Origin of the sequence: Paenibacillus sp. MER TA 81-3 (genome assembly GCF_023713585.1) — a bacterium.
GTDB lineage: Bacteria > Bacillota > Bacilli > Paenibacillales > Paenibacillaceae > Paenibacillus_B > Paenibacillus_B profundus.
Genome location: NZ_JAMAWB010000009.1, coordinates 216972 through 237442, shown reverse-complemented (window position 1 = coordinate 237442; position 20471 = coordinate 216972). Strand labels below are relative to the sequence as shown.

The 20471-nt window shown below is 46.5% G+C and carries 21 protein-coding genes and 1 riboswitch; of the genes, 18 read left to right on the top strand and 3 right to left on the bottom strand.

Annotation, left to right across the window (positions count from 1 at the left end):
* Positions 1-12 precede the first annotated feature (12 nt).
* The 14 genes from M3650_RS15285 (at position 13) to M3650_RS15225 (ending at position 13595) form a co-directional block, all read left to right on the top strand.
* On the top strand, positions 13-483 hold the full coding sequence (locus M3650_RS15285) for an ABC transporter permease (RefSeq protein ID WP_251575965.1): 471 nt from the start codon (positions 13-15) through the stop codon (positions 481-483).
* Positions 484-543: 60 nt separating this feature from the next.
* The gene (locus M3650_RS15280) at positions 544-921 is read left to right on the top strand and encodes a hypothetical protein (RefSeq protein ID WP_251575963.1); all 378 of its coding nucleotides are present in this window, start codon (positions 544-546) and stop codon (positions 919-921) included.
* A gap of 11 nt (positions 922-932) precedes the next feature.
* Positions 933-1484, top strand: coding sequence for a hypothetical protein (locus M3650_RS15275; protein ID WP_251575961.1), 552 nt, complete (start codon positions 933-935; stop codon positions 1482-1484).
* Positions 1471-2442, top strand: a complete 972-nt coding sequence (locus M3650_RS15270) for a hypothetical protein (protein ID WP_251575959.1) — start codon at positions 1471-1473, stop codon at positions 2440-2442. The genes M3650_RS15275 and M3650_RS15270 overlap by 14 nt, the downstream gene beginning before the upstream one ends.
* A 231-nt stretch (positions 2443-2673) precedes the next feature.
* Positions 2674-3819, top strand: coding sequence for a copper amine oxidase N-terminal domain-containing protein (locus M3650_RS15265; RefSeq protein WP_251575957.1), 1146 nt, complete (start codon positions 2674-2676; stop codon positions 3817-3819).
* A 245-nt stretch (positions 3820-4064) separates the two neighbouring features.
* A complete protein-coding gene (locus M3650_RS15260; protein ID WP_251575956.1) occupies positions 4065-6143 on the top strand; it encodes a DUF5704 domain-containing protein in 2079 nt (692 codons plus the stop codon).
* A 640-nt stretch (positions 6144-6783) separates the two neighbouring features.
* Positions 6784-7791, top strand: coding sequence for a hypothetical protein (locus M3650_RS15255; protein WP_251575954.1), 1008 nt, complete (start codon positions 6784-6786; stop codon positions 7789-7791).
* Positions 7792-7869: 78 nt separating this feature from the next.
* Positions 7870-7975: riboswitch (TPP riboswitch) on the top strand.
* Between the two features lie 334 nt (positions 7976-8309).
* The gene (locus tag M3650_RS15250; RefSeq protein ID WP_251575953.1) at positions 8310-8945 is read left to right on the top strand and encodes a thiamine phosphate synthase; all 636 of its coding nucleotides are present in this window, start codon (positions 8310-8312) and stop codon (positions 8943-8945) included.
* A 29-nt stretch (positions 8946-8974) separates the two neighbouring features.
* Positions 8975-10174: a glycine oxidase ThiO gene (thiO, locus tag M3650_RS15245; RefSeq protein ID WP_369011125.1), complete on the top strand. Its 1200-nt coding sequence runs from the start codon at positions 8975-8977 to the stop codon at positions 10172-10174.
* Positions 10175-10189: 15 nt separating this feature from the next.
* Complete coding sequence (gene thiS, locus M3650_RS15240) at positions 10190-10393, top strand: sulfur carrier protein ThiS (RefSeq protein ID WP_251575950.1); 204 nt, start codon at positions 10190-10192, stop codon at positions 10391-10393.
* Positions 10393-11181: a thiazole synthase gene (locus tag M3650_RS15235; protein ID WP_285848470.1), complete on the top strand. Its 789-nt coding sequence runs from the start codon at positions 10393-10395 to the stop codon at positions 11179-11181. Before thiS ends, M3650_RS15235 begins: the two co-directional genes overlap by 1 nt.
* Before the next feature lie 202 nt (positions 11182-11383).
* A complete protein-coding gene (locus tag M3650_RS31990; RefSeq protein ID WP_285848469.1) occupies positions 11384-11515 on the top strand; it encodes a hypothetical protein in 132 nt (43 codons plus the stop codon).
* Positions 11516-11539: 24 nt separating this feature from the next.
* A complete protein-coding gene (gene chrA / locus M3650_RS15230) occupies positions 11540-12754 on the top strand; it encodes a chromate efflux transporter (RefSeq protein ID WP_251575947.1) in 1215 nt (404 codons plus the stop codon).
* A gap of 67 nt (positions 12755-12821) precedes the next feature.
* A complete protein-coding gene (locus M3650_RS15225) occupies positions 12822-13595 on the top strand; it encodes a winged helix-turn-helix domain-containing protein (RefSeq protein WP_251575945.1) in 774 nt (257 codons plus the stop codon).
* On the opposite strand, the gene M3650_RS15220 is transcribed toward M3650_RS15225, so the two are convergent.
* Both M3650_RS15220 and M3650_RS15215 read right to left on the bottom strand, forming a co-directional pair.
* The gene (locus tag M3650_RS15220; RefSeq protein WP_251575944.1) at positions 13592-14242 is read right to left on the bottom strand and encodes a C40 family peptidase; all 651 of its coding nucleotides are present in this window, start codon (positions 14240-14242) and stop codon (positions 13592-13594) included. The two genes, M3650_RS15225 and M3650_RS15220, sit on opposite strands and share 4 nt — an antisense overlap.
* Before the next feature lie 182 nt (positions 14243-14424).
* A complete protein-coding gene (locus M3650_RS15215; protein ID WP_251575942.1) occupies positions 14425-15087 on the bottom strand; it encodes a thiamine diphosphokinase in 663 nt (220 codons plus the stop codon).
* Positions 15088-15322: 235 nt separating this feature from the next.
* Here M3650_RS15215 and M3650_RS15210 point away from each other — a divergent pair, with 235 nt between their 5' ends.
* Positions 15323-15808: a low molecular weight protein-tyrosine-phosphatase gene (locus M3650_RS15210; protein ID WP_251575941.1), complete on the top strand. Its 486-nt coding sequence runs from the start codon at positions 15323-15325 to the stop codon at positions 15806-15808.
* 121 nt (positions 15809-15929) lie between these two features.
* On the opposite strand, the gene M3650_RS15205 is transcribed toward M3650_RS15210, so the two are convergent.
* Positions 15930-16658: an alpha/beta hydrolase gene (locus M3650_RS15205; protein ID WP_251575940.1), complete on the bottom strand. Its 729-nt coding sequence runs from the start codon at positions 16656-16658 to the stop codon at positions 15930-15932.
* Positions 16659-16987: 329 nt separating this feature from the next.
* On the opposite strand from M3650_RS15205, the gene pdhA reads away from it, so the two are divergent.
* From pdhA to M3650_RS15190, 3 genes are all read left to right on the top strand, one after another.
* Positions 16988-18055: a pyruvate dehydrogenase (acetyl-transferring) E1 component subunit alpha gene (gene pdhA, locus M3650_RS15200; protein WP_019423894.1), complete on the top strand. Its 1068-nt coding sequence runs from the start codon at positions 16988-16990 to the stop codon at positions 18053-18055.
* Positions 18056-18186: 131 nt separating this feature from the next.
* A complete protein-coding gene (locus M3650_RS15195; protein ID WP_019423895.1) occupies positions 18187-19164 on the top strand; it encodes an alpha-ketoacid dehydrogenase subunit beta in 978 nt (325 codons plus the stop codon).
* Between the two features lie 34 nt (positions 19165-19198).
* Complete coding sequence (locus tag M3650_RS15190) at positions 19199-20470, top strand: dihydrolipoamide acetyltransferase family protein (protein WP_251575939.1); 1272 nt, start codon at positions 19199-19201, stop codon at positions 20468-20470.
* The last annotated feature ends 1 nt before the right edge of the window (position 20471 follow it).

The following is a 20471-nucleotide window of genomic DNA, read 5'->3' as shown; positions in this document are numbered from 1 at the left end:
GAGAATTGAATCATGAACAATGCTCAATCCGCTTTAAAAGTGGCGGCAGGAATATTTTTAACAATTGCTTTGATTACTATTGTGGTCCTGCTGTTCGTGTCTGCTCAGGAAGCGACGAAGACAGCTCAAAATGAGTTCTCATCCATTCAAACGGAGTTAAGCAAAGCTTCGTTCACGGTATACGACAATACGATGGTCAGCGGTTCGCAGGTGATTAATGCAATCCGCAAGTTTTACATGCAGGATCAGTTCGGCATCCGTGTTGTTACCGGGAAAAATAAAGCGAGCAAAGGGGATGGTGTGTACTATGGGTATGAAGTTCTTGGGAACGGAACTATTTCCAGATCCGAACGGAACGAAAACATCGAGATAGCTCAGATGGAGTCACAGGACAGTTATGTGAACCCGAGCGGGAAATTCAAAGCAAAGGTCATTATCGACTCGAGCAATGTAACGCGAGGGATTGTGTTTGAGCAGCAATAAGCAGTAATCAGATAATGGGTGTCTTTGACATGGAGTCGCCCTTTTTACTTGGAGGCAAACATGGACAATGCACGAATTTTAATCGGTTTTTCTGCCGCTATCCTTTTTTTCATTGCAGCCTTATCGTTCTCGCTTCAGCTTGCTCATGATGCCTCAGCTGCGATTGGACAAGCCGATGTTGAAAACCAGCATAAAGATCGAAATTTGGATCAAACGCTTCGAATTGCGGATGTAATGCAGCGAACGGGTGCTGAAGTCATCCATACGATACGATTGCTGCCTCAAACGCAGGTAGAGTTGCTCGTCGAAGGCATTGTCTACAGACCGGAAATGGATGTAGAAGCATTGTCTCTACGAAGTATTCCACAGCAAAAGACCTATCACGCACAGGTGATCCGAAATGAAACGGGAGAAATCGTGCGAGTAATATATCAATAGGGGGAGAGTGTGTGGTTAATGCACTGCTGAAGCTTCTAGCCACCCTGTTAGGCATACTGTTGCTGTTTATCTTTCCTCTATTGGAGTCTTTTCAGAGACAAGATGATATATCAACGATGTATGTCATGAAGAGCACCCATCAGTTTGTCGATGCGGTAAGGGACAAGGGCGTCGTTACGCCAGAGATGTGGAATCGGTTCGTGATGGAAATCGAACTAACGGGGAATATGTTCGACGTAGACATGATTCATTATGAAAAGAAATATGACCCTATTTACGAGGACCCTGTGCAGCAGAATACGTTCAAGTCCGACTTTTTGGTACATTACCGGCTCAACAACAAAGCGTTGATTATGAAGACTCTATTTCCCTATCTTGCTCAACCGATCGATGCGCCAAATCGACGGTATAAGCTAAAGATTGGAGACTACTTTAGTGTCACAGTAAAAAATACGAATCGGACGCAAGCGACCGTTCTGTTGGACTGGTTAAGTCAATCCTTTGCGCCGACGGAGAAGATTGTCGTTCCTGTAGGGGGGATGGTTCGAAATGAAGATTATTAAATTTCCCATCCTGTTCGTGTTGATTATGTTACCCTTCTTTTGGATTAATCGCTTGCATGCGCAAGAACAAATGTTCAAGTTACATACCGAATCCCAGTACAATCAAGTGCTAGACAATGCTGTGAATGATGCGGCGTTCACCTTGAACACTTCCGCGATCTGGAAGGAGACGGAGGAAGGGTACGAGTCACATAAGCGATTGGAGCTGCGCAAAGCAGATGCGATTCAAGCTTTCTTTAATACGCTTTATGTTAACTTTGAGCTGTTCGCTGATCCGATGGGACAAAATCAATTAAAGCAATACATTCCAGTTATTGCGGTCATCGGGTATGACGGATTTGATGTATATGCAGAAGAAGAGTTCGTGGACCTAATGGGGGAGGTGAGACTCCAACATGTATGGAAACCGACAGTTCCTTATGCGTATACCGATGAAGAAGGCAATGTATTCTCATTTACGTTGGACGATTTTGTTGCTATCTATCAGCCAGATGCAAATCGATGGATAGAAGGATTTCAACGTGAATTAAAAACGATTTCTACCATTTCATTGCTGCAGAATGATGCTCGATTTGATGCTGCTCGCCGGACAACGATTGTGAATGCGATCCAACATGAACTGGAATATGCCATAAATAAGCATAATGAATGGGCTGCCCGCAATGGGGTGTCCTACACGTTTACGCTGCCCACCATTTCCAACGAAGAATGGAATAATACGATTGATGATGTGGGTGTCCTCGCATTTGTGCAGGGACTTCCTATAGGGCATGGCACATATAACAATTACGCGCTTGGGGGCTCGCGTCTCTTAAAGCGAGATGTGTATTATGGCACGATGATAAATGACATTAAATATGCATTTCCGAGTCGTTGTGCTCCAGATTATATAGAAGAGACATTTTCTAACGAGAAGGAAGTAGCCCGTAATGGATATTTTTTGAAAGTATGCAATTAGATACATTGTTTCAAATTAAAAAAATAAGGTAAATTCTGGAGAGTGATATATCGATATTAAACTATTCAAGTGCCGGAAGGGGGAGATGCGTACAAAAATAAGAAAATCCAAAAACTTCAATATATAACGTCATCTCACAGCTTGATGATAGCTTGAAGATGAGCGTGTATGTATGAAGGGTAATTCGATCTGAGATGGACAAAAAATGAGAGAACTGAGAGGGAATCGAACATGAAAAAGATAGTTTCATTCGTGATTGCAGGGACAATGGCTATTGGCTCATTTCCGGGCCTAATTTCGACTGCATCAGCGCTCAAATACGATGCTACCCAACGTGCTCTTGAAATTGTACTAGATGGGAACAAGATTCCATTCCAAGAAGTTCGACCGATGATGGATGCTAACAACCGTACGTTGGTCCCGTTGCGTGTCGTGTCTGAAAATCTTGGCGCCAAAGTGAAATGGGATGGGAAAAGCAAGAAAGCGATGATTCAAAAAGGAGATGCCCGGATCGAAATGAAGGTGAATGATTCGACCGCGTACATCAACGGAGAAGCCACAACGTTTGACAGTCGAATGGTGATGATCGGATCCAGCACCTTCGTTCCTCTTCGATTCGTCAGCGAAGCGTTTGGAACCGAGGTCGAGTTCGATAAGGGGGCTTACTATGTTTATGTTAAAACGCCGGGATTTGAGAAAGCGGATGTGAAGCTGGACGAGTACGGCCGCGAAATCCGAACGACGAATTTACCGAAGAATCATAAGGATTTCCCGTATATTTTGAAGGATATTCCGAACGAGATGTATGAAGTTCCTCTGCATATTGAAAAGGGCGAAGAAGATAAATTTATGAATCCATTGAAATTATTAAGTGAGCCACATATAAATCGAGTAAATGTAGATGCTTGGAAGGAGAAAATAGAAGAGTATTATGGTTTAGTTTTGAATGTGGATTATAAAAACATTGATTACAATTGGGCAAAGCAGGTTCGGAATTATGAAAATATGCTTGGTGGGGACGGAGAAATGAAAGCATACGTGGACTGGGTAAAGAGAAATAAAATTAAAGTAGAAGGTTCGTTGGTAGCTGAACCAAGCCTTGTTTATGACGATGGTTTGCACTACAGAATGAGAACAAAATATAAGTTTCGTATTACCAATTTTGATAGGTACAAGGATCTTATTTATGATAGCAGCTTTCATTTAGAGAAGAATAATAATGGAAAGTTGCTGAGATATGAAAAAGATGTATGGTACGAAGGATATGCTGATATTCCTCTCGGATCAAATATTAATGGTGCTCATTATACACCTAATTTAATGTTAAGTACTCCAAGTCTGTTTTTAGATAATGCTGTTGTTAAAGCTAGTAAATAGTGAGATTCACTATAATGAAAAAATGGTGCGGTCTTATATTTCTTATCTTATTTCTTTTTAATTGTCTATCACCTATAACATTCGCGAAAGATACGATAGAGGTTAAAGACGGAGAGATTATTTTTTTTACAGAAAGCCAAAAAGCAGCAACGAATATCAAGTATCGCACTACCGGATTTATGATACATCGGGAGCCTCGATGTGAACCTGGCAAAGCACAATGTGACCCACGTTCTAAAGGCCCAGTGGGCATTATCGACCGGCTTGAACAAGTCGATGAAAAAGATCTTGGCAACGGAGTGCTAAGAACAAAATTTAAAGTTCCGGAGGAGGTTGCCTCTAAAGCATTAGGTGAAGCAGGTCTAGAAGAAATTCGTGAAGGTGACACGATATACATTTCCTCTATTTTTGACGTGTTACATTGGGGAATACCGACAGGGGTAAGATATTATGACTTACAGGGTATTAAAAAGGCGGAAAGGTGGGGGAACGATAGAGAATTTGGCCAATTTTATGATATTCAAGTAAAATACTCTTCTTTTTTTCCGTCATACTCCATAATTAAATTATCTAATGGCTCGGAAATCAATCGTAAAAAGATTGAAAATCAGAGTCTGCCAATTCATTTAAACTGGCCTGTCGGCTCGACTATCTCACATACATTTGAGAAAGAAATAGACCATAACGGGAAGAAGTACAAAATATATAAATCATACATACAAGGTGCTCGTAAGCCGAACGAACAAAGGTTCCAGCAGGACGGCGATCCGGATACGAATCCGCGACTGACACAAAGGAATTACACGGTTAGCCTCGGAGGGACGAATGTGGTTGCCGTTTATAAAGAGTTTGGAGGTCCTCCACAAGACCCAAATCCAGATCCCGATCCGAAGCCCGATCCTAATGGACGTTGTACAGCTCCTACACGAGGTACACCGATAGAGGCGAAAACGATGGTTCCAAATGTGTCGGCAAAGATTTTGGCGGACAGCCGAGGAAATGAACGCTTTGACGTATCTAGGGGCATTCCAACATCAGAGGCGCTTTACGCAAATGCAGTTGCTCTTAATTATTTGTTCCAGAACAAGTTTGTTCCAATGAGTGGGATTTGCACCTATGAAGTTCCTGTTACGAAGACGTTCACGAAAACATGGACCGAATCCACTAAAGGGCCTGATGGAAAAACAAATTTGGAAGAAATGGAAGAGGAAGAAACGGTAAGTGAAACTATCACGGTGAAGCGCCCATATTCATACTGGGTCATTGACAATTTGGAAGTGTATAAAATCCGTCAAGCCGAGCTGAAAAATGAAGCGCTGCCTAGTGGTGGCGTTACATTAGAACCAACGGGATATACTCCACCTGACTTCGAGGTAGCTCGAAATGGAGGGGTTGCAGGCGAACCGCAACCTCGCTCTATCACTCTACCGCCGCAAACGGTAGGGAAGAATTTGCCGACTTACTCTGGAGCGTTCAAGTCTGCAGCGGAGCAAGCAATTGGGAAGGTAAAGGTACGCAACGATTCGCTCATTTTCAAGGGGAACACGGTAATGAATGGAGATGTGACGGATGAGCGTGGCCCCACGCCAGGCTCGATACCGCTGCCGTTTCTAATCAATGAGAATGTGTTGTATAAGGATCGCCAACTGATTGAGAGTCATAAGGCTAACGCGAAGGATGTGTCGAGCACGGGCACGATCTATTACGACATCTTACCTAACAACGTTAATGGCGGATCCAATCAGCAGTTTCCGATTAACGGGATCAATTCGGTTACGATACATACACCAATCGTTATATATGCGATGGTATCCGATGATAGAGAACATAATCAAAAAACGAAACCAAATCTGAATCGCTCGTCTTTCATTTTGGATCGGCCGTTCACAGTATACATGCCGACAACTGGAAAACATCGAGACATACCGGGATATGGGGAGCGGGATTTCCAGAAGTATTTTCGCTCGAAAGAAGTCAAATTCCCATTTGACGCATACAGTGCGGATCGATCGCAGTTCTTTCCGAAAAGCACATGGATAAGTATTCCAGTTTCACAAGAACGAGTGGATTTTTCCCTGCCGGTATGGGTGGACGAGGGAGACTATACTATTGAATTCCGATCAACAGCAGAGAACGCGCCATCTGATGTAACGGCTCAACGAAATGCGAATCTAGAACTAGCGCATCATCGAGCTGCGGACATGATTCCGATCGAAGTGATCGGTCGTCTATATGATTTTAAAATTACCGATATCAGTGATTTCAATTGGGGTGCGACAAGTTCTGCTATAAGCGAAGCATTTAAGCGAAAGGCAGGGGTTTAGTAATCAAACCTAACTTTGTAACTGAGGATGGGAATGAGGGAACCATGTACACCAACACCATCCCGCGAATACTCCTGCGCGCGCTGTAATAGACAGGTTACAGGGTGCGAAGCACAGGTAGAGTCGGCAGAACGAAGGCTAGAGCCACTTGATTAGAGAAGGTATGCCAACGGATATGCCGGGCGGCTGAAAAACTGACTATGGTGAGGATGTTCGGACCGACCGAACTGACGAACTGCTGAATGTACGGGTCTAGATGAGGACTATATGGAAACATATAGGCTAACTATACGTTAGCGTGGGTGGCGAAAAGTACAAATCCCAGTTAGGAAATTCGCTATACCGAACAAGGGCGGTATCCAACCCACAGGCTCATAGGCAGCACCTAAGGTCAGCATGGATAGCTAAGTTACAAGGTACTTGGAAAGCAAGGAACGTCGCAACAAGGGCTGTCACCCTAGACGGTTGCTATAAGGCGTAAGCTGAAATGTATTTATCCTTGTGAGGGTAGGGGAACGACTGATGAAATATCTGTAATGGGTATGGAGGAACAGCCCCAAGTCTACTTGAATGAACCATCTTGTTCCAATGCAAGTAGATGGAACGCCGTATGAGTTGAAAGACTCACGTACGGTGCAGAGTGGGGGAAAAGCCGGAGATTGCATCAAACGCTTACCTATCACTACAGGCGGTATTTCGTAAGCAAAAAGGGAATAAGGAACATACGGGTGCGTACTACTGGGTAGGGGATCGCGGTACCGATGGGGATCCAAGAGGGAGTGGGGTTCCGCACGTGCTGCCGGTGCGCCAAGGAAGCCATTCAAATTCAGGCTATAAAAATATCGCAATAAAAACGGGATACCATTTCAAGTTTGACTTAAAGACAAAAGGGAATCTGTTCGGGCCGCAGGACAGTATTCGAATCCAACCGAGCTTCTACTTCGTGGACAAGGACGGCAAGAAACGGCAAAAAGTGAACGTCTACTATAATACGGAACAGCGGAAATTTGTGAAAATTGGGTCGCAACACGATGTCGTTAAGCGCAATGTTGTACTGGACGCCCGATTGCGCAACATGAATGCACAATCCATTGTCGACACAGCCGCAGCCTATTACAACCTGCACGGAAGTCAGATGACAAAGAGCCAACAGGTCTTCATTAGGGAATGGGTGCAGCGGGCCAAGAAGGAAACTAATATTGGCGGATACCATTTGATTGGTTTGCCGAAAGAGCTGCGCACTTTTCTGGGACCGCTCGCCATTCCGCAAGGAGTCAATCCGTCACGAGCCTTCGCGTCGATTCAGCAATGGTACGGTGAGTATAACTTGCCATCCAAATTATATATCGTGCCGGAAGGTTATGATCTGAGCCGTCAGTTTCATTTTGATGACAAAGCTCCGTTCTTCTTACGGAACGGTTATCTGATAGTCAACTTTAACATCGAGACCATCCGGAATGGAGAGTTGAATCTTCCGCACCTGCAATATATTGATGCTCCATTAACGAATCAATGGAAGCGTGAAGGTTTTAACTATGAATTTACAGATCCTTATGGAATCACATTCCGCCTTCTTGACGGAGACGTGTTATTCTATCATGCGGACCGAGCTTCTACAGATGATTTCGGAGTAACGGGAACACATTAAGGACATAAAGGAAGAAGTTCTTTCCAATTGTTATGTTTCATGTTACACTAACGTTGCATTGCACATCATGAATATTGCATCCATCACTAGGGGTGCCGTGATTCGGCTGAGATGAAGCGCAGGCTTCGGACCCTAAACACCTGATCTGGGTTATACCAGCGTAGGGAAGTGTGGATTGATTGGGTCATCCTTGCTCATGACTGGTTACATAAGGCTTGAGAATCGTGTAAGTCTTGGCTTGCTCAGCAGTAGATATATGCTAGAGGTGCTATTGCAGCACAATCCGCGATTTTTTGTTCGCGGCATTCTCTGGAGGATATATTGTTTTTGAATGCTTGGCATGGCACTTGAACACGCACGCCTTTCTCCTTTCACCGGTACATCTAGCTCGGTTCCTACTTTCAATCAAAGCCACTCTCTGCGGGAGAGTGGCTTTTTATTTTGTCCTCGTGACGGATGGATGCTGCAGCACGTTAGCGATGCTCAGTCAATATCCGATCAAGAAAGGATAATTTCCTATGATAATCCCGTGGTTGCATGCGGTTACACCCGAATGCGAGTCCCTTCTGGAATGTGTCCAGATCGCGGTAGACATACATCCTTATGTCGATGCCATCCATGTTAGGCAGAAGCAGTGGACCGCGCGCATGATGTGGGACGCAGTAGAGCAGTATCGGGAAGCGGGGATTCCTCAGCATAAACTCATTGTCAACGACCGCGTGGATGTGGCTGCCGCTGCGAATTTGCGTGGCGTACAGCTGGCATACCATAGCCTGCCCCCGCATGCGGTGCGCGCCGCGTTCGCTCAGCTTCTGATGGGTGTCTCCGTGCATGACGAACGAGAAGCAAGGCAAGCAGAACAGCAAGGCGCCGATTATATCATCTATGGTCATGTCTTCCCAACAGCATGCAAGCCAGGACGGGAGCCAAAAGGGGAGGAAGCACTGAGGCGCTGCAGACAAGCGATTACGATTCCCATCGTAGCCATCGGAGGAATTACTTATGACAACATCGGAAAGGTGATCTCGGCTGGTGCTTCTGGTGTGGCGGTCATGTCCGGCATCTGGCATGACGAGCACCCTGCACTATCTGCTCGACGGTATAGAGAATCATTAATGGCTGCCGTTCAAGGCACTTCAATGCTTCGGTCATAGAGAGATACACATTTGTCCACCATTACATTGTGCGGGAGGAGAAAAAAATGTCTTATACCACTCACCAGTCGCAGACAACGGATATGCTTATTGTCGGCGGCGGCGTCATTGGTTGTGCTATCGCATACGAACTGTCCAAGCGAGGTCTGCAAGTCACTCTGCTTGAGCGCGGCCGTCTTGGGCTTGGCACGACATGTACAGCAGCGGGCATGCTGGCACCTGTCGCAGAACGTTTCAAACATAGGGGCCTCGGATCATTTGCTCGTCTAAGCCTAGATTATTTCTCTATATGGGCAGAAGAGCTGTGGGAACAGTCGCACGTTGATATTGAGCTTCGCAAGAGAGGACTGTTCATTCCTGTCGGTTCTGCTGAAGACGTGCAAGACATTCAGAATGAGTTGCAGCAGACCAATACATATTCGAATGAAGGTGGTATCGATTCAGGTGGCATCCGATGGCATCCTTCGTCACAAATGATGAAGATGGAACCGAGGTTGAGCTCTGAACTGCAGGGAGCTTTCTTCCTTACAGATGAGGGGCACGTCTCACCAACGAAATTGACATTTGCACTTGCAAGAAGTGCGGAGCGTTACGGAGCCAGAATAGTGGAAAGCCAGACAGTTACCCATATTCTACACAAGAGCGGCCGAGTCATTGGGGTGGAAACGTTAGGCCAGAGTTGGCACGCGGGCGCCGTCATTATTTGTTCCGGCTTGGAAAGCGGTATGTTGACGAGAGATTTGGGCGTTGATCTTACTTTTTATCCGGTGCAAGGGGAGCTTGCCGTCGTACGCTCTCATGCCTTACAGATGGAGTCTGTTGTTTATGGAAACGGAACTTATATCGTACCTAAAAGCGAAGGGAACATCTATATCGGTGCTACATCTCACGCGATGCGATATGACCGGACCGTGAAGGTGGGAGCGATACAGCGGCTTATAAGTCAGGCCACTTGTCTTGTTCCTGCATTGGCAGAAGCGGAATGGATACAAGCATGGGCGGGTCTGCGTCCGGCTACAACAGACGGACTGCCTTTCATCGGACCAGTGAAAGGATACGATGGCTTGTGGCTTGCTGCAGGACATTACCGCAACGGAATATTGCTCAGCGCAGCGACTGGGATCGGGTTAGCGCAATGGATAACGGACGGAGTTCAGCAGATGCCTTGGCCGGTGATGACACATTTTTCTCCGCAACGCGCCCAGGTTCGGGCCTTGGAATTCAGTTAAGGAGGCGTTACGCATATGCAGATTACTGTGAATGGTGAAGGAATGGAATTGCCTGAGAAGACAATGACGGTACAGCATCTGCTCGCTCATCTTCAAATGGAAAACCGGATCGTCGTGGTGGAGTTGAATCAGAGCATCGTGCATAAGTCGGACCATGCCAAGACGGGCTTGGCGAACGGAGACCGCGTGGAAATCGTACATTTTGTAGGAGGGGGATAATGATGAATTCTGATGAAACGAAATCGTTATGTATCGGTCCCTATCGTTTTCAGTCCCGTTTGCTGCTCGGCACGGGGAAGTACCCTAATTTCGACATCCAGCGCAAGGCGGTTGAAGTGTCGGAGGCTAATATTTTAACATTTGCAGTGCGAAGAATGAACGTGTACGATCCGGCACAACCGAACTTTCTCGAACTGTTGGATTTGAATCGGTATACGCTGCTGCCGAATACAGCCGGGGCCGAGAACGCAGAAGAAGCGGTCCGCATTGCTCGCTTGGCCAAAGCATCTGGCTTATGCGATATGATTAAGGTTGAAGTAATCGGGGATTGGAAGACGCTGCTTCCCGATCCAATTGAAACCTACAAAGCTTGCGAACTATTGCTGCAAGAAGACTTTATTGTGCTTCCATATATTTCGGATGATGTCATTCTTGCTAAGAGGCTCGAAAAATTAGGCGTCCATGCAGTTATGCCAGGGGCCTCTCCGATAGGCTCGGGTCTTGGCTTGGTAAACTCGCTTCATTTATCTTTCATCATTGAACAATCTGAAATTCCGGTTATCGTGGATGCGGGAATCGGTACACCCGGGGATGCGGCGAAGGCAATGGACTTGGGTGCAGACGGAGTTCTGCTCAACACAGCTGTAGCAGGAGCAGGCGATCCGGTAAAGATGGCCGCGGCGATGAAACTGGCGATTGAAGCGGGTCGAATGGGGTATGAAGCGGGTCGAATTCCGATGAAACGCTGTGCTACAGCGAGCAGCCCGTTGGAAGGTATGATTCGATAAGCGCTGCGGGCGTAGTGATTACTTCACAGAAAATGTGCATGATGGCAAGCTTGAAGATTGTGTAAAGATATTGCTTTCATCCGGAATAACATGCTATGAATTTAGAGAGTAAGCATCTGACTCCAACTTGACGGCGGCGGAACGTCTTCGGCTTGCACATCATCTTGCGGCGATTTGTCGTCAAGCGTAGGTTCCATTTATCGTGAACGATGTTGCAGAGCTGGTGTTAGAGGTTGGGGCAGACGGTATCGCGGTTATCCATGCGGTTGTGGAAAGGGCTGACATAAGGCAAACGGCAGTGAAGTTCCGTCTAGAGCTGGATCGATGCAACTAATTTGTACATCATGGGAGGCTTGTTATGCCGAGTGCATCGAGACGCGTATGGGATACGTTTGTGGCAGCATTACATTTAGGATTGACGTCCTTCGGAGGTCCGATCGCGCATATTGGGTATTTTCGCAAAAAGTATGTAGAACAATTACGTTGGATCAATGACAATCAATTCGCCGAATTGAATGCGCTGTGTCAGATGCTGCCGGGTCCTTCCAGCAGTCAGCTTGGCATTGGCATCGGTATGATCCGGGCCGGCTGGTTAGGCGGCATTGCGGCTTGGCTCGGCTTTACTATGCCTTCCGCATGCTTGCTGATTGCATTCGCTCTCGGCCTAGGCTGGCTTCCTGACGATATGCCGGGCTGGCTTCAAGGCTTGAAGCTGGTCGCGGTGCCGATTATTTTTCAAGCGCTATGGGGGATGTCGAAGCAGCTGACACCAGATCCGGCACGAGTCACGATTGCCATTGCCGCAGCAGCGGGGGCGTTGTTTGTTCCGGGAATGTACGGACAACTGGCGATTATCTTGATATCTCTCATCGCTGGAGTGCTTCTGTTCAGGAAGCATGATGACAACGGACAGCAAGAGATCGCAGCAACTCCATCGCAAGCGACTGAGCCTGCCAATCATTTACACCGGACGGCTGCACTGTTTTTGCTTGCCGCATTCTTTGGGCTATTTCTCGTATTGCCATGGCTAAAAACAGCTTCATTCCAAGTCATTACTCAATTGACCGACATGATGTACCGCACAGGCTCCTTAGTATTCGGCGGCGGTCATGTTGTGCTGCCGCTGCTCAAAGAAGAATTGGCGCATGCGGGATGGCTTAATGAGTCCATCCTTCTGGCGGGCTATGGAGCGGCTCAAGCCGTTCCCGGGCCATTATTTACTTTCGCCGCTTTTATCGGCGCATCATTAGCGCCGGGCTGGCTAGGAATTGGATATGCGAGCATTGCAACTTTATTTATATTTCTCCCGTCGTATTTATTAATAGGCGCAACGCTGCCGTACTTGGATCGCCTGAGGCAGTGGCGCGGTGTTCGTGCAGCGCTTAAAGGCGTGAATGCCGCCGTCGTCGGATTGCTGCTGGCCGCGCTGTACAATCCGGTATGGATTACATCTGTGCACGGCCCCGTACACTTTACCATCATTTTGATTGGCACGTTATTATTGATAACTTGGAAGCTCCCGCCTTGGGTCGTCGTGCTCATGTGTGCGATTATAGGGGGATTGATGCTTTAAGTTGGGGGAGTTAGGGACAGAATGAGGATATAGAGAAATTATATAATTCCTTTACTGAGGTCAGCAAATGTCTAAATCCTACATTCTCATTCATGTTCACCCCGGCAACTCGTATACGAACCATATTCAGACTTGGTTTCGACAATGGATGGACGGGCCGATAGAACAATTGCTATGTGACGAATGGCAGTGGGCTGTCATTCAAGAGGCGCTGCGTGAAAGGCTGCAGGAGACACTTCGAACCCATTCTCATCTTAAATATGTCGTGATCGCGTTAAGCTTGGATAAGTATACAGATAATGATGAGAGACTTCTTGAGATTCCTCCGCAGCTTCAAGCGCTCTTCACGATGGAGGTTCACTATGTAAAAGGGGCCGTTATTCTGATAGTGCCCAATGCAGTGCCCGCCGGAATCTATGCTGCTTTACAGCATGGATATAATGATATTATTCGTTTTCCGTGCCCGGTTGAGGAGTGGGATGCACGCATAGGGCGGGCTTTCAGCACAGAGCTGAAACAAGAGACCAATCAAGTCATTGCAATCGGTGATCTATCCATTGATATAGAGCGCAAACGAGTAACCAGGGGAGAGCAACCCGTACCTTTAACTCCAAAGGAATACGAATTGCTCTTATATATGGCATTGCGGACGAACCGCATTTGTTCTCGTGAGGAATTGCTGCGCGAAGTGTGGCATATGGCCTTTGACGCGCAAACCAATATCGTTGAAGTGTATATTAACTATTTGCGCCGCAAGATTGATCGCGGATACGGCTGGAAATTCATTCGTACGGTGCGGGGGCATGGATATCGCATGGAAAGCCCCGAAGCAACAATCTAGCTTGCTTTAATAGGTGTGTCGGAACGCTGCATGGAAGACTTCGCACGTGCAATAATATCGTCGTTCAGAATTCTTCGTGCCGTAACGTACGTATTATCCCAATCCTTCAAATCAGAGTAAGTGACACCGGGTTTACCGAATGTATGCAAAATTTTCCCGTTTCCGGCATACATGGCGACGTGGGCAATTTTTCCTTTCCCGCGTCTTCCGGTTGCAAAAAAGAGCAAATCTCCTTTTTTTAGTTCGCTGCGCTGCACTTTTTTTCCTACGGTAGCCTGTTCATAAGAGGCGCGCGGCAAGTCAATGCCTTGTTTCATGTACAGAAAGTGCATAAAGGACGAGCAATCAAATACTTTTGTCGTTTCAGTAGAAGCGCCAAATTTATATTTTACGCCCAAATAATTATCACCGAGATTAATCATCTTCGCAGCAACTGTATTAGTAGTTGTCGTATTGTTTGAACCATTATCGTATCCGTCATTTGGATAAAGCTCAAATCCATCCCAGTAGGAGGATGCGTTCGTGTTCGTTGCGGCAGGTGCGGCTTCAATACGGGGAGCATTGTAAGCGCTCACCCCACTGAGCAGAGTGGCGATAGACATGATCGCAATAAGGCGAGTCCAACGTTTAGTAGTGGATTTTGTCATGAGTGTCAATCCCTCCGTATACGTTTTTGATTACATCCAGAGTATAGCAGAGGATATATAACCAAACCCACCCCCTAAAATTTAACTCCCTAAAATAAAATCAGGCTCAATCAATGTGTAAGCGATTACATTAAAGTTAGATGAGAAATGACAATTTGTAACCATTAAAAAAACCGCGAAAGCTAATCGCGGCTGCACATGACGAGCAAATACCCGTCTGTAACGGTAATTGTAACTTCTTCATTAACAAATTCATTGCTTATTCCAAGTGATTGGCCGATCTGCAAGGTTGCATTTGTAAGAGGGTATGCGAAGCCTTCCAATGTGATGCCGGTGACAACGCTGCTGAGCGGTAATAAAGAGATGTACGGAAAGGGCTGGCGCGTCAATGTAAGAGCTGAGTTAGTTATCATAATTAAATTGTGGTCATCTACAATTCGGCAGGCTACTCCGGCGTCAAGAGCTTTGCGCAGCAGGTGGATATTGGCCAATGTATGATCCAGGCGAGTTCCGGTAACGCCACACAGCGTAATTTGCTCGGGAAGCCACTCAAGCGCAATGTTAAAGGCGAGCTCCGTGTCCGTGTAATCCTTGTCAACGGCGTCAAAATCGATATATTGTCGACTTTGTTCTCGAATCCATATGCGCTCATTTTCCTGAACGGAGTCAAAATCGCCTACCGCCAGGTCAGGCTGAATGTGATGTTGAATGAGAAACAGCGCGCCCCGATCGGCGCCGATTACATAATCGGCCGTCTCAAGCAGAGTTAGCATGGAATCGCCTAATTGCCCCCCGGCATAAATGATGACATGCGAAGGCCGTGGCTCGGGTGTATGTATCAACATGTTTCGTAACCGTCCTTTTCTCAAAAGCATAAATAATGGTTCACTATAATCAATACATCGCTTCTACATTACAATATTAAGTATAGCGGATTTTTGCAACACCACCAATGACATGATGTCGATTTAAATAGAAATTTGCCAAAGGAAGCTGACGTGCCGTAAAGTATAGGTGCGTGTTCAAAAAGGGATTTTAGAATAACCTCTATAAGATATATTGATATAAGGAGGATGAAGGATGGTACAAGTGTTGTTCGTCTGTCTAGGAAACATATGCCGTTCACCTATGGCTGAAGCGGTATTACGACAAAAGATTAAAGTCAAGGGGTTGTCTGAACAGCTCGTAGTGGACTCTGCTGGAACCGGAGATTGGCACATCGGGAAACCGCCGCATGAAGGAACCCGCAGTATATTAGATAATCAAGGAATCTCCTATAGTGGAATGAAGGCAAGACAACTCCATCCGGATGATTTTCAACAATTTACCTATATTGTGTGCATGGATCGCAGTAACGAAAGCAATGTTATGAACTGGGAAGGGGCGTCGAGCAAGACATCGACTGTGATCAGATTCATGTCATTGCTACCGGAAGAGATCGCAGAAGATGTTCCGGATCCGTATCATACAGGAAATTTCGATGAGGTTTATCGCTTGGTATCTTCGGGTTGCTCCACGCTGCTTGAGCGGATTGTACAAGAACAACATTTGCTGACTACAATGTAGAGGAATGTAATGGTGCAGCAGTGACATACGTCCTTGTACGCCGCTGCTGCATTTGTTTCAATTGGTATGGAACAATGCTATATGTTTCCATAAGTAGTGCAAGGCAGATACATATAACTTATTAATCTAGGAAAAAGCGGAGCGCATCAGGCACATGCTTCTGCCAGAATCCCCATAAGTGCTGGCCTTCATGTTCTGCATACTGAATGTGGGCGCCGCGTGCTTCCAGCACTTGTTTCGCATTGCGGTTCAATTCAACGAAGTTGTAGGTGCCAGTGTCGGTCGTGAACTCCGTTTCTTGTAAACCAACAATCATGAACAGATGAAGCCAAGACAAATCTTTCTCAAGCGACATCAGTTCAAGTGAAGATGGATAGTAGGCGCCAGATAACGAAATGACTTGACGGAACCGCTCGGGATACATCAGCGCCAGATGCAACGAAACGGTCCCTCCTAGCGAATCTCCGGCTAAGATGACTTCAGTCCAATCCGTGCGGACCGGATAGAGCTGCTCGATGGCTGGCACAATTTCTTCAGCAAAAGCACGCGTATAGGATTCAAATCGCACCCCTTCCGGAGAATACTCGGATGTGCGCAGTTTTTTGTCGACTTCGACGCCGACGATAATGAACGGCTCCATGTCATCTTCGATAATGAGCTTGTTGGCATGGGTTGCAATGCGGCCGAAGTTAAAAAAGTCTTCGCCGTCTTGACAGTACACGACAGGATAGCTGAGCACCTCTTGATATCCGGGTGGTAAATAGACGCGAACACGGCGACTCCCGCCTAAATGGTTGCTTGGAATGTCGTGTTTGACAATGGTACGTTTTAAAATAGAAGAATCCGACATTAGTTACACCGCCTCATGCAAAATTTAGTCCATGTTGGACAATAATATCTTTGTTAGGTTCATTGTCGTGAATGTGAACACGGATGAAAGCAGAAATGTGGAAAGTGCTTTCTACCATATATAATGTGCATCAAAATGTTCACTGCATGTGCACAAGTTCACAATTTTGTAACAGCCTGTTATAGTGGGTTTTGAGTGCTGTTATAACAACAAATAAACAAAATGTTCACTTTTTCCGCGTTTTCTTTTGACCAAACGATTAAAACAGGTGTATAATGATTCTATAACAGCGAAACAAAATCTTCAAACTTTTATTGAGGTGAGAAAACATGAGCAAGTTCCCATTCGAAGTTCAGACGGAAGATATTCAACCGTTGTCCGTCTTGTCTCCAGAAGGAGAAATTGTTAACCCGGATATGATGCCGGAGTTGACGGACGAGCAACTTAAAGAAATTATGTACCGCATGGTATTTACACGCACCTGGGACGATCGTGCGATCAACTTGGGCCGCCAAGGCCGTCTCGGTTTCTACGCACCGGTATCCGGTCAAGAAGCTTCTATGGTCGGCAGCGTGTATCCACTGCAGAAAGAAGACTTTGTCGTTCCGGCATATCGCGATATGCCGCAGATTGTATGGCACGGACTTCCGCTTTATCAAGCATTCTTGTATTCCCGTGGTCATCAACACGGCGGTCAAATTCCAGAAGGCGTCAACGTATTGATGCCGCAAATCATCATCGGTGCGCAAATCCTGCACGCGATGGGTATTGCTATGGGCTTCAAATTGAAAAAACAAGCGCAAGTCGCAATCACTTATACGGGTGACGGCGGTTCTTCAGAAGGTGACTTCTATGAAGGCTTGAACTTCGCAGGCGCATTTAACCTGCCTGTCATCTTCTTCGTTCAGAACAACGGATATGCCATTACGACTCCGTTCACGAAGCAAACAGCAGCGAAATCGATCGCACATAAATCCGTTGCGGCTGGTATCCACGGCATGCAAGTCGACGGAATGGACGTGCTCGCGGTCATTAAAGCAGTTCAAATTGCGGCAGAACGCGGACGTAAAGGCGAAGGCGCAACATTGATCGAATCCTTAACTTACCGTTTCCGTCCACACTCCATGGCGGATGATACTACGAAATACCGTACAAAAGACGAAGAAGCGGAATGGGCGATTAAAGACCCGATCGTTCGCTTGGGTAAATACTTAGAGAAAAAAGGTCTGTGGACCGAAGAAGATACAGCGCGCGTGAAAGACGAAGCGAAAGCAAAAGTAAACGCTGAAATCAAACGTGCCGAACAAACGGAAAAAATGACAGTTGCAGGTCTTATCGATAGCATGTACGAAACGACACCGCAGCATTTGGAAGAGCAAAAAGCTGACTTCCAATAAGATCGATTAATATAGCCGGTCCTAAGATGATGTGACCCGGCAACTTATATATAGAACGAACCATCGTTAGCTAACGAGGTTGTTCTGATTCCATTCTGGCTCTGCGATAACGGTAAGGAGGAAACAAAGCAATGGCACAAATGAATATGAAAGAAGCGATTCGCGACGCAATGCGCGTAGAATTGAAACGAGACCCTAACGTAGTTGTATTTGGGGAAGACGTTGGCCATGTCGGCGGTGTATTCCGTGCAACAGAAGGCTTGCAAAAAGAATTCGGGGACGAGCGCGTATTCGATACGCCACTGGCAGAATCCGCAATCGGCGGTATGGCAGTTGGTCTGGGCGTTACAGGTTTCCGCCCTGTAGCTGAGATCCAATTCGTCGGTTTTATCTACGAAGCGCTTGACCAAATGTGCGTGCAAGCAGCACGCCTGCGTTACCGTTCCGGTGGACGCTACAATGCGCCAATCGTATTCCGTACACCATTTGGTGGCGGTGTTAAAGCAGCGGAATTGCATACAGATTCCCTGGAAGGTTTGATGATTCAAACTCCGGGTATTAAAGTAGTAATTCCTTCGAATCCTTATGATGCAAAAGGTTTGCTCATTTCTGCAATTCGGGACAACGATCCAGTATTCTTCATGGAGCACTTGAACCTATATCATGCATTCCGTGATGAAGTGCCTGAAGATGATTATACGGTAGAGCTTGGCAAAGCTAATGTCGTCCGTGAAGGGAAAGACGTTACAATCTTGGCATATGGCTTGATGGTTCATACAGCAATGAAAGCAGCTGCTGAACTTGAAAAAGAAGGCGTGCAAGCAGAAGTCATCGACCTTCGCACATTGATGCCGCTCGATATCGACACGATCGTAGAGTCTGTCAAAAAGACAAACCGCGTCATTGTCGTGCAAGAAGCTCAAAAAACTTCCGGTGTGGCTGCAGAAGTGATTGCGCAAATCAACGAGAAAGCAATTCTGCACCTCGAAGCTCCTGTACTGCGTATCGCTGGTCCGGACACTGTGTATCCATTTGCACAGATTGAAGATCAGTGGTTGCCGAATCCAGCACGCATCATTGCGGGCGTCAACAAAGTATTGAACTTCTAAGAAGGAACCGAACAGAGAGAAGGAGGTTGTTTTTGTGGCTAAATTTGAGTATCGCTTCCCCGAACTAGGGGAAGGGCTGCATGAAGGCGAAATTATTAAAATGCATATTAAACCGGGGGATAAGGTGACTGATGATGACATCATCATGGAAGTCCAGAACGACAAAGCTGTCGTTGAAGTTCCTTGTCCGGTAAATGGTACAGTATTAGAAGTGCTTGCAAAAGATGGACAAGTGTGCCATATGGGTGAAGTCGTAGCAGTCATCGACGCAGAAGGCGATATCCCTGAGCAAGCAATGCCAGAAGAAGAAGCGAAGGAAGAAGCGGCTCCAGCACAAGGCGGCGCAGTGGAAGCTCCTAAAGCAGAAGGTACGGCAGCAGCACCGAATCATGATGTATTGGCTACACCAAGCGTGCGCAAGCTTGCTCGCGACTTGGGCGTAAATATCGGTGAAGTTTCTGCAACTGGCAAGAACGGCAAGATTACACGCGAAGACGTTGAAGCATTTGCGAACGGCGGCGCTCCGGCGGCGAAGGAAGAAGCAGCAGCACCGAAAGCGGCTGAAGCGAAATCCGCTCCTGCGGCTGCAGCAGCAGGCCGTGACGCTGATGAAGAGCGTGTACCATTCAAAGGTATCCGTAAAGCTATTTCCAACGCCATGGTTAAATCGGCATATACAGCTCCACACGTAACGATTATGGACGAAGTTGAAGTGGCAGACCTCGTTGCATTCCGTACGCGTCTGAAACCGATGATGGAGAAAAAAGGCACTAAAGTAACCTACTTGCCGTTCATCGTGAAAGCACTCGTGGCAGCATGCCGTCAGTTCCCAGCGATGAATGCGATGATTGACGAAGCAGCTCAAGAGATCGTGTACAAAAAATACTACAACATCGGTATCGCAACAGACACAGACAATGGTCTTATCGTACCGGTTATTAAAGATGCCGATCGCCGCAGCATCTGGATGATAGCAAACGACATTAAGGATTTGGCGACTCGCGGTCGCGATGGCAAGCTCGGCCCGAACGAATTGAAAGGCAGCACCATCACGATTACGAACATCGGTTCCGCGGGCGGTATGTTCTTTACACCAATCATCAACTACCCTGAAGTTGCAATTTTGGGTACAGGACGTATCTCCGAGAAAGCAGTTGTGAAGAACGGCGAAATCGTAGTGGCGCCAGTAATGGCATTGTCCCTTAGCTTCGACCACCGTCTCATTGATGGCGCAACAGCACAAAACTTTATGAACTACATCAAGCAATTGCTCGCTAACCCTGAGCTGCTTGTGATGGAGGTGTAAC

Coding starts and splice junctions, on each gene's coding strand:
- M3650_RS15285 (WP_251575965.1), top strand. CDS start 13: ATGAACAATGCTCAATCCGCTTTAAAAGTGGCGGCAGGAATATTTTTA.
- M3650_RS15225 (WP_251575945.1), top strand. CDS start 12,822: ATGTCTAAATCCTACATTCTCATTCATGTTCACCCCGGCAACTCGTAT.
- M3650_RS15235 (WP_285848470.1), top strand. CDS start 10,393: ATGATGAATTCTGATGAAACGAAATCGTTATGTATCGGTCCCTATCGT.
- pdhA (WP_019423894.1), top strand. CDS start 16,988: ATGAGCAAGTTCCCATTCGAAGTTCAGACGGAAGATATTCAACCGTTG.
- M3650_RS15280 (WP_251575963.1), top strand. CDS start 544: ATGGACAATGCACGAATTTTAATCGGTTTTTCTGCCGCTATCCTTTTT.
- thiS (WP_251575950.1), top strand. CDS start 10,190: ATGCAGATTACTGTGAATGGTGAAGGAATGGAATTGCCTGAGAAGACA.
- M3650_RS15195 (WP_019423895.1), top strand. CDS start 18,187: ATGGCACAAATGAATATGAAAGAAGCGATTCGCGACGCAATGCGCGTA.
- M3650_RS15270 (WP_251575959.1), top strand. CDS start 1,471: ATGAAGATTATTAAATTTCCCATCCTGTTCGTGTTGATTATGTTACCC.
- M3650_RS15205 (WP_251575940.1), bottom strand. CDS start 16,658: ATGTCGGATTCTTCTATTTTAAAACGTACCATTGTCAAACACGACATT.
- M3650_RS15265 (WP_251575957.1), top strand. CDS start 2,674: ATGAAAAAGATAGTTTCATTCGTGATTGCAGGGACAATGGCTATTGGC.
- M3650_RS15215 (WP_251575942.1), bottom strand. CDS start 15,087: ATGTTGATACATACACCCGAGCCACGGCCTTCGCATGTCATCATTTAT.
- M3650_RS15220 (WP_251575944.1), bottom strand. CDS start 14,242: ATGACAAAATCCACTACTAAACGTTGGACTCGCCTTATTGCGATCATG.
- chrA (WP_251575947.1), top strand. CDS start 11,540: ATGCCGAGTGCATCGAGACGCGTATGGGATACGTTTGTGGCAGCATTA.
- M3650_RS15210 (WP_251575941.1), top strand. CDS start 15,323: ATGGTACAAGTGTTGTTCGTCTGTCTAGGAAACATATGCCGTTCACCT.
- M3650_RS15250 (WP_251575953.1), top strand. CDS start 8,310: ATGATAATCCCGTGGTTGCATGCGGTTACACCCGAATGCGAGTCCCTT.